Below are 321 nucleotides of genomic sequence, written 5' to 3'. Positions count from 1 at the left end.
GGTATATTTTCCTAATCTTGGACCAACTAATGCAGCACCAATTAATGCAGCCCAACCACCTACAGCGTGTACAATTGAAGAACCAGCAAAGTCAATAAAGCCCATTTGAGCTAACCAACCATCGCCATTCCATTGCCATCCACCTGCTATTGGGTAAATTAAAGCAGTCATTACAATAGAGAAAATGATATACGTGTTATATTTTGTTCTACCAGCAATAGCACCAGATACAATAGTAGCAGCAGTAGCACAAAATACGGTTTGAAAGAATAAATCTGCAGGCCCTTGGTTAAAAGCAAAACCACTCCAACCAATCCAACC

The 321-nt window shown here is 40.2% G+C and carries 1 pseudogene; it reads right to left on the bottom strand.

The window, feature by feature from the left end:
• Positions 1 to 321, bottom strand: a pseudogene (locus tag FUA24_RS11085) (ammonium transporter); the annotation flags it as partial.

It is taken from the genome of Seonamhaeicola marinus (assembly GCF_008085455.1).
Note: the sequence above shows the minus strand (reverse complement) of the source record. Positions and strands in the feature narration are given on the sequence as shown.